This window comes from uncultured Flavobacterium sp., from assembly GCF_963925415.1.
Taxonomy (GTDB): domain Bacteria; phylum Bacteroidota; class Bacteroidia; order Flavobacteriales; family Flavobacteriaceae; genus Flavobacterium.
Map to the genome: position 1 here is coordinate 1 of NZ_CAWUTS010000023.1, position 7,892 is coordinate 7,892.

Below are 7,892 nucleotides of genomic sequence, written 5' to 3' on the forward strand. Positions count from 1 at the left end.
TTAAAATACATTATTGTTTAATATAAACAACATAAATGATTTATAATAAGCATTTATGTTTATTTATACATACATTTATCGAATTAAAATAATTATTTATCACTTTGTAAAACAATATTATACGCAATAATTATGTCGCTATAAATAATATACAGTTGCATTCTGTTACCTTGATTTTTTCTTGTAAAAATAGAAACATTACAATCTTTTCCCGAGTTATCCACACAATTTAATGAAACTACATCATCTGTTTTGTTTGAAACTTTATCAATATATTTAATAATGCTAAACAATTGAATAACTTCTGAATATACTATGACTCGATGACTTTCTCCATCAACTTTAATAATCATTTCACTATCTACTAATTTTGACCAATTACCCCATGTTTCATTTGTGTTTTTTTGCATGACAGTAAATCCTGTTGTATTAAATATAAATTGCTGACCGAAGGAAGTAAATCCAACAAAAATGATGATTAATAACAGCTGTATTTTTTTGTGCATTTTGTTTTAAAATTGAAATTGTTTTATTTCTTTTAGTGTTTGATGAAATTCGTTCATCACATTATCTACTATGGTTTTAACCGGTAAAACATCGTGTATTAATCCTGAAATTTGTCCGATTTCCAACTCACCTTCTATTAAATCTCCTTCAAACATTCCTCTTTTTGCTCTACGTTTTCCCAATAAAGATTCTAAATCTTCTTTTGAGGGGTTTTTTGAATATAATTCTTGTAAATCGTTGAAAAATTTGTTTTTAACCATTCGAACGGGAGCTAATTCTTTCAAGGTTAATTGGGTATCACCCTCAAGAGCATTTACAACCGTATTTTTAAAATTATCATGAGCACTTGATTCAGTTGAAGCTACAAAACGAGTTCCCATTTGCACACCATCAGCACCTAAAATCATGGCAGCAAGCATTGTTTTACCCGATGCAATACCGCCTGCAGCAATTAATGGAATTGTTATTTTTTCCTTAACCATAGGTATTAATGTCAAGGTAGTTGTTTCTTCTCTACCGTTATGCCCACCAGCTTCAAAACCTTCTGCAACAACTGCATCTACACCGCTCGCTTCTGCTTTTAAAGCAAATTTTGAACTGCTAACAACATGAACAACTTTTATACCGTTATCTTTTAAATGTTGAGTCCAAGTTTTAGGATTTCCTGCAGAAGTAAAAACAATTTTAACTCCCTCTTCAATAATTATTTGCATTATTTGATCTAAATCAGGATAAAGCATGGGAACATTAACACCAAACGGTTTGTTTGTTGCTTTTTGACATTTTTGAATATGTTCTTTTAACACATCTGGATACATGGAACCAGCTCCAATTAAGCCTAAACCACCTGCATTACTAACGGCGCTTGCTAATTTGTATCCACTGTTCCATATCATTCCTCCTTGAATTATGGGGTATTTTATTTCAAAAAGATTTGTTATTTTATTCATTAATTCTTTTTTGAAGTATTTTTAAAACTATTGTTTTATTATTTTTCCTTTAAATTTTATATTAGGTGCTGTTAATAGGTAATTATAGACGCCTAAACTTAAATTTTCTATAGTAATGATTTGATTGTTATGTTTTATGTTTTCTTCTTTAACTACTTGACCTAAACTATTAAATATTATCATTTTACCATTAAAATCTTCACTAATTAATGTAATTTCATTTCGTGCTGGATTTGGGTATACAACAGGGCTTTTAGTTGAAAAAATCAATGAATTTAATGCATTTGTTAATGCCAATTGAAAATCTGGAACACCGTATCCTTTTTGAAACGTTGGATTTGTATATATATCGCCTGATTCTTGAATAAATTGCTTTAATTCGATACTGGTTAAACTGGGAACTGCTGACCATAATGACGCTACCATACCTGCTAAAACTGGGCTTGAAAAAGATGTTCCACTTTGAGTAACAATATTTCCTGATATATCGCTAACAGTTGTAGATAGTCCTTTTGCACAAACATCTGGTTTAACTCGGTTATCAAACGAAGGCCCTATAGAGCTAAACGTTGCATAAGCTTCATTACTGTCAACTGCACCTATTGCTAAAACATTGATCGCTTCTGCCGGGACACCTACGTGAGGATTTGCACTATTTCCTGAATTTCCTGCGCTAACAACAACCATTATTCCCTTGTCAAAAGCCATATTTGCACCTCTTGAAGCAAATGCAGTTGTGCCATTCATATCGTTATACGTATAGCTATACGATGAATTGTCGTAAATAAAATAGCCCAGCGAACTGTTTATAATATCTGCACCATAGTAATCTGCTAACTCTGCTCCTTCGACCCAATAAGATTCTTCAACAGGATTTTCACTGTTTATATCTTCTGTAATAAACAAATAATATTGTGCATCTGGTGCAGTTCCTACTAATTGACCTTCTGCAAATCCTCCCATACAAGAAAGAACAGATGTTCCATGATTGTGACGAGAAAAATAATTTGAATTAGCATCAGGAAAGTTGTATCCGCCTAATATTTGATTATTGGATATTAAGTTTTGAAAAGCCGCAGCAGTATCAACTCCTATAAATCCAGAATCTAAAACTGCTATTATTTTTCCCTGACCTGTATAACTTTGCTCGTGTAACAAATGACCATTTAACATTTGTATTTGATTCGCTGAGTTTCCATAATTATAATTTGCTAATTCGTTATAATACTTATTAACTACAAATGATTTCTGTTCTTTTAGTTGAATTTGTCTAGAGTTTAAAGAGTTATTTGCAAAATCAATTGAACTTACAAAAATCAAATTAGAAAGTGCTTGAATATCGTTTTGAGCACCTCTTACATGTAATGCATTTAACCATTTTGACTTAGCCATAACGGTTATGCCAGGTGAATTTAGAATTTGATCAATATAAACTTGATCAACAGGTACATCTGTAACATCTAAAGCTATATTTTGAGCTGCTCTTCTGTCTAATGATCTTTGTGTTAATATTGTTAAAGGATTTGCCAAAAAATTTGAAGCATTTGGCTTATCAGTTAAATATAACCATGCGTCTTGTTGAGCTAAAGTATTTAAGGAGAAAAATACAATGGTTAAAAGGGTTATTTTTTTCATTTAAATTAAATTTCAATCAAATGTAATCAAAAATAAACTTAGGAAAATTAGATTATAGTAAAATAGATAAATACAAAATAAGTGATTAATAAAATAATTCCTTCCTTAAAACCTAGAGTGTGCTTTTTTGGTAACAAAACTAATGGTAACAAAATAAATCCAAAACCCAGCATCCAATAAATATCTTGTGACATTATTTGAGCATCTATTTGTTCGATTGGTTTTATTATTGATGTAATTCCTAAAACGCTTAATATGTTAAATATATTAGATCCTATAATATTTCCAATTGAAATATCGTTTTCTTTTTTTATACTGGCAATAACAGAAGAAGCTAATTCAGGTATGCTAGTTCCTATAGACACTACTGTTACTGCAATTACTCGTTTACTAACACCTAAATTATCTGCTAAGTTAACAGCTCCTTTTACTAATAAATCGGAACCCGCCCAAAGTGCAAACCCTCCTAAAGCTAAAAAGCCAAATACCTTCATGTACGAGATAGCGTCTTCATCTAATTCTGGAATAGCAACATCTATCTTTTTATTTTGTTTTATTAAATAAATCAGGAATACGATCAATAGAGCTATTAGAATAAATCCTTCTATTCTGCTTAATTTGCCATCTGTAATTAAAAAAACAAATAAGACTACAGATGCAATCATTTTTGTAGGCCAATCGATAGTAAAAAAAGTTTTATTTATTTGGATTGCATTAATCAGCAGAACTACTCCTAAAACCAATCCAATATTTCTAATATTTGAACCTACAACATTACCAATAGCTATATCTGGATAACCATCTAAAGCTGCTTTAACACTAACAATAAGTTCGGGTAAAGATGTTGCAAACGACACAACAGTTAATCCAACAATTATTTTTGAAATTTTAAGTCGAGATGATATTCCAAGGGCTGATTTTAGCAACCAATTTCCTCCTACAACTAATAAAATTAAACCGGCAATTATGTACAGAAAATTCATTTTTATTTTTTTAAGAAATTACGCCACTACCTAATAACTCATTTCCATCATACCAAGCCACAAATTGACCTTCAGTTATGGCTGATTGTGCTTTGTCAAAAACCACATACAAACCTGATTTAAATTGGTGTAAAGTAGCTTTATCTAATGGTTGACGGTAACGAATACGTGCCATTATTTCTTTACTTTCGTCAGGTTGTAAACGTAAATCCTCACGGATCCAATGTACTTCAGAAGCTTTTACGAATAAGGCGTTCTTATATAATCCGGGATGATTAGTACCTTGTCCTGTATAAATAATATTTTTTTCTACATCTGTTTGAATGATAAATAAGGGTTCTTTTGTACCTCCTACATTGAGACCTTTACGTTGACCATTTGTAAAATAATGGGCTCCTTGATGTTTTCCAACTATTTTTGTATCGGCATTAGAAAAGTCTAATTTTTTGGATAGAAATGCATATTTATCGTCTGGATTTTTAAATTCTCTTGAACGATTATTAAAAATTTCGTCCTGAGCATCAACTTCAAGAATTAAACCTTCTTTTTGTTTTAATTTTTGTTGTAAAAATTCGGGCAATCGCACTTTTCCAATAAAGCATAAACCTTGTGAATCTTTTTTATCAGCTGTTATTAAATTCATTTTAGTAGCAATAGCTCTTACTTCTGGCTTTGTTAATTCGCCAATTGGGAACAATGCTTTTGATAATTGTTGTTGGGATAATTGACATAAAAAATACGATTGATCTTTATTATTGTCAGCACCTTCTAATAATTGAAAAACTTCGTTTTTATCTTTAATTAGCATTGATTTTCTGCAGTAATGTCCTGTTGCTACATAATCTGCGCCAAGGGATAAAGCAATTTTCATAAAAACATCAAACTTAATTTCGCGATTGCATAAAACATCTGGATTTGGAGTTCTACCCTGCTCATATTCTTTGAACATGTAATCTACAATCTTTTCTTTATACTCTTCAGACAAATCAACAGTTTGAAAAGGTATTCCCAATTTTTCAGCTACTAACAAAGCATCATTACTGTCTTCTAGCCAAGGACATTCGTTTGAGATTGTAACTGTATCGTCGTGCCAGTTTTTCATAAAAAGGCCTATCACTTCATAACCTTGCTCTTTTAATAAATATGCTGCAACGCTTGAATCTACTCCTCCTGAAAGTCCAACAACGACTCTTTTCATGATATTATTTATTGTTTTTATTTACTCTAACTTTCATGTTTCCAGGTATTTTTTCCCCTTTTTCATTCAAAGTATATTCGAAATTTTTACTGCTGTATTTTTTAGCAGCTTCTTCTTTTATTACTTTACCGTTTGCATATGTTCTCCATATACCTGATTTTAAACCTTGGATGTATTGGCCTTCTATAGTTATGTTTCCTAAGCCATCATAAAATACTGCTTGACCATGAAGTTCATTATTTTTATAATTTAATTCTTCCAGCATTTTTTCGTTTACGCCCATTTTTTTATAGTTACCTTCTCTCTTTCCATTGGAATAATATAAAATTTCTGCAAGTGAACCATCATCGTAAAAGACTTTTTTTATTCCGTTTAGCTTTCCATTTTTATAATTTTCATGGGTCATAACGATTTTAGATTCTCTATGAAAATAGTTCCATTCGCCTTCATATAATTTACCAATCAATAATCCTTGGCTAACAATATTATTTTTTCGGTCAAACAAAGTTACAAAACAGGAATCATTTCCTTTAGAGAAATCTCTGGTGGCAATAACTTTACCTTCTTTTGTATCATCAAAATAGTTAAAAATTAAGGTTTCCTTTCCATGTTCAAAAACACCTTCATAACGTGGTTTTTTTGAATCTTTATAGAGACCTTTCCATAAACCATGACGATCTCCATTAGCATCAAATTGGTTAATTTTTTCTTGGGAATATGAAAAAAATGTAAAAACAAAAAATAAAATTAATGCCTTCATAATTACTGAAATTTTATATTTTTATGTATATCAAAACTCATGATATATTGAAATTAAAACAACTACTTTCCTAATTCAATTGCTCTATTGTTTGCAGCTTCGATACCTTTTGCTATAGACTTATTTATATCTAATGAATTAAAAAACTTAAGAGCAGCTTCAGTTGTTCCTCCTTTTGATGATACTTTTTCTATCCATTGTTGATGGGTTTCTTTACTCCTGTTTTGCAACTGAACAGCTCCTATAAAAGTTTGTCCTACTAAAAATTCTGCTTCTGAACTTGTAAAACCTAACTTTACAGCTGATTCTATCATTGCATTCATAAAATAAAACACATAAGCAGGTCCACTTCCAGAAATTGCTGTAGCAGCATTAATCATGTCTTGATTCTCGACATAAATTGACTTGCCAGTTGTATTAATTAGATTTTGAACTATAAACAAATCTTTTCTATCAATTGAAGCAGACGCACAAAAAACAGTCATGCCCTGTCCTATTTGTGTTGGTATATTAGGCATAGAACGAACAATTTTGTTTGACCCCAATTTGCTATGCAACGATTCAATTGAAATACCAGCCATAACTGATAAAATAATATGACTTTCTGAAACGTAAGGCTGAATATCAATTGCTAAATTTGAAAAATCTTGAGGTTTAACTGCTAAAATGATAATATCAACATCAAATAGTAAAGAAATAGGTTTCGTATGAAAATTATCTTTAACTAATGAAAAATAATTCTTTTCTTCAACTTCACTTCTATTTAATACATAAATATCTTTTTCATGAACAAAACCAGAACTAGTAAAACTACTAGCATAGGTTTGTCCCATATTTCCGTAACCAATTATTAATACTTTCATGATATGAAAAACTATTTAAAATATAACTCCGTCAATAAGACAGTGTTAATATAATTATTTTTTCTTTTGAACTTTTGCCTCTTCAGCTTGTTCCATCATCTCTCTCATTTTCTTTTGAAACTTTCCTTCTTTCTTTTCTTTAGTTTTGTTTTCATTAATCTTCGCTAATATTTTATCATCCTTAACGATATACTTTTTTATAACTAACATAATTCCGATTGTAATTAAATTAGAAATAAAATAATATAAGGATAATCCAGAAGCATAATTGTTAAAGAATACTAACATCATTACAGGAGAAATATAAATCATAACTTTCATTATTTTTCCCATGTCTGGCATACCTTCTTGTGTTGGAGCGCTCATTTGTTGGTCTCCAGTTGTCATCCTCATATAAAAGAAAATAGCAACAGAAGCTAATATTGGAAACAAACTCACGTGATCTCCATACATTGGAATTCTAAAAGGTAATTGATAAATACTATCATATGATGATAAATCATCTGCCCATAAAAAACTTTTTTGTCTCAAATCAAACATGGAAGGGAAAAACTGAAACAAAGAATAAAAGACTGGAATTTGCAATACGGCGGGTAAACAACCTGCCATAGGGTTTACACCTGCTTTTGAATACAACTTCATTGTTTCTTGTTGTTTCTTCATTGCATTGTCCTTATATTTTGTGTTTAACTCTGTAATTTCAGGACGAAGCACTTTCATCTTTGCTTGTGATAAATAAGATTTGTAAGTTACCGGCGACATTACTAATCGAACTAAAATAGTAAAGAAAATAATAGCTAAACCAAATGGCATAAAACCACTAATAAAGCCAAATGTAGGTATAAAAACATAACGGTTAATCCATCCAAAAATACCCCAACCTAAAGCAACGATATCTTCTAAGTTCTTGTCATACGTTTTCAACAAGGCGTAATCCGTTGGACCGTAATACCAATTCATTTTTTGATCAATTACCCCGTTTTTGAATACTAAAGG

8 protein-coding genes are annotated in these 7,892 nt (G+C 30.6%); all 8 read right to left on the reverse strand.

Translation table 11 applies throughout. The features are described from left to right. Positions 1 to 92 precede the first annotated feature (92 nt). A complete protein-coding gene (locus AABM47_RS01535; RefSeq protein WP_338409160.1) occupies positions 93 to 506 on the reverse strand; it encodes a hypothetical protein in 414 nt (137 codons plus the stop codon). 6 nt (positions 507 to 512) lie between these two features. After that, on the reverse strand, positions 513 to 1,457 hold the full coding sequence (locus AABM47_RS01540; RefSeq protein WP_338409161.1) for a nitronate monooxygenase: 945 nt from the start codon (positions 1,455 to 1,457) through the stop codon (positions 513 to 515). Between the two features lie 27 nt (positions 1,458 to 1,484). Then, positions 1,485 to 3,092, reverse strand: a complete 1,608-nt coding sequence (locus AABM47_RS01545; protein WP_338409162.1) for a S8 family serine peptidase — start codon at positions 3,090 to 3,092, stop codon at positions 1,485 to 1,487. A 47-nt stretch (positions 3,093 to 3,139) separates the two neighbouring features. Beyond that, a complete protein-coding gene (locus tag AABM47_RS01550) occupies positions 3,140 to 4,075 on the reverse strand; it encodes a calcium/sodium antiporter (RefSeq protein WP_338409163.1) in 936 nt (311 codons plus the stop codon). 10 nt (positions 4,076 to 4,085) lie between these two features. Beyond that, the gene (mnmA, locus tag AABM47_RS01555) at positions 4,086 to 5,273 is read right to left on the reverse strand and encodes a tRNA 2-thiouridine(34) synthase MnmA (RefSeq protein ID WP_338409164.1); all 1,188 of its coding nucleotides are present in this window, start codon (positions 5,271 to 5,273) and stop codon (positions 4,086 to 4,088) included. A gap of 4 nt (positions 5,274 to 5,277) precedes the next feature. Next, the gene (locus AABM47_RS01560; RefSeq protein ID WP_338409165.1) at positions 5,278 to 6,033 is read right to left on the reverse strand and encodes a hypothetical protein; all 756 of its coding nucleotides are present in this window, start codon (positions 6,031 to 6,033) and stop codon (positions 5,278 to 5,280) included. A 62-nt stretch (positions 6,034 to 6,095) separates the two neighbouring features. Then, positions 6,096 to 6,896: a pyrroline-5-carboxylate reductase gene (gene proC, locus AABM47_RS01565; RefSeq protein ID WP_338409166.1), complete on the reverse strand. Its 801-nt coding sequence runs from the start codon at positions 6,894 to 6,896 to the stop codon at positions 6,096 to 6,098. 54 nt (positions 6,897 to 6,950) lie between these two features. Further along, the coding region (gene yidC / locus AABM47_RS01570; RefSeq protein ID WP_338409167.1) for a membrane protein insertase YidC at positions 6,951 to 7,892 on the reverse strand (942 nt) is incomplete at its 5' end.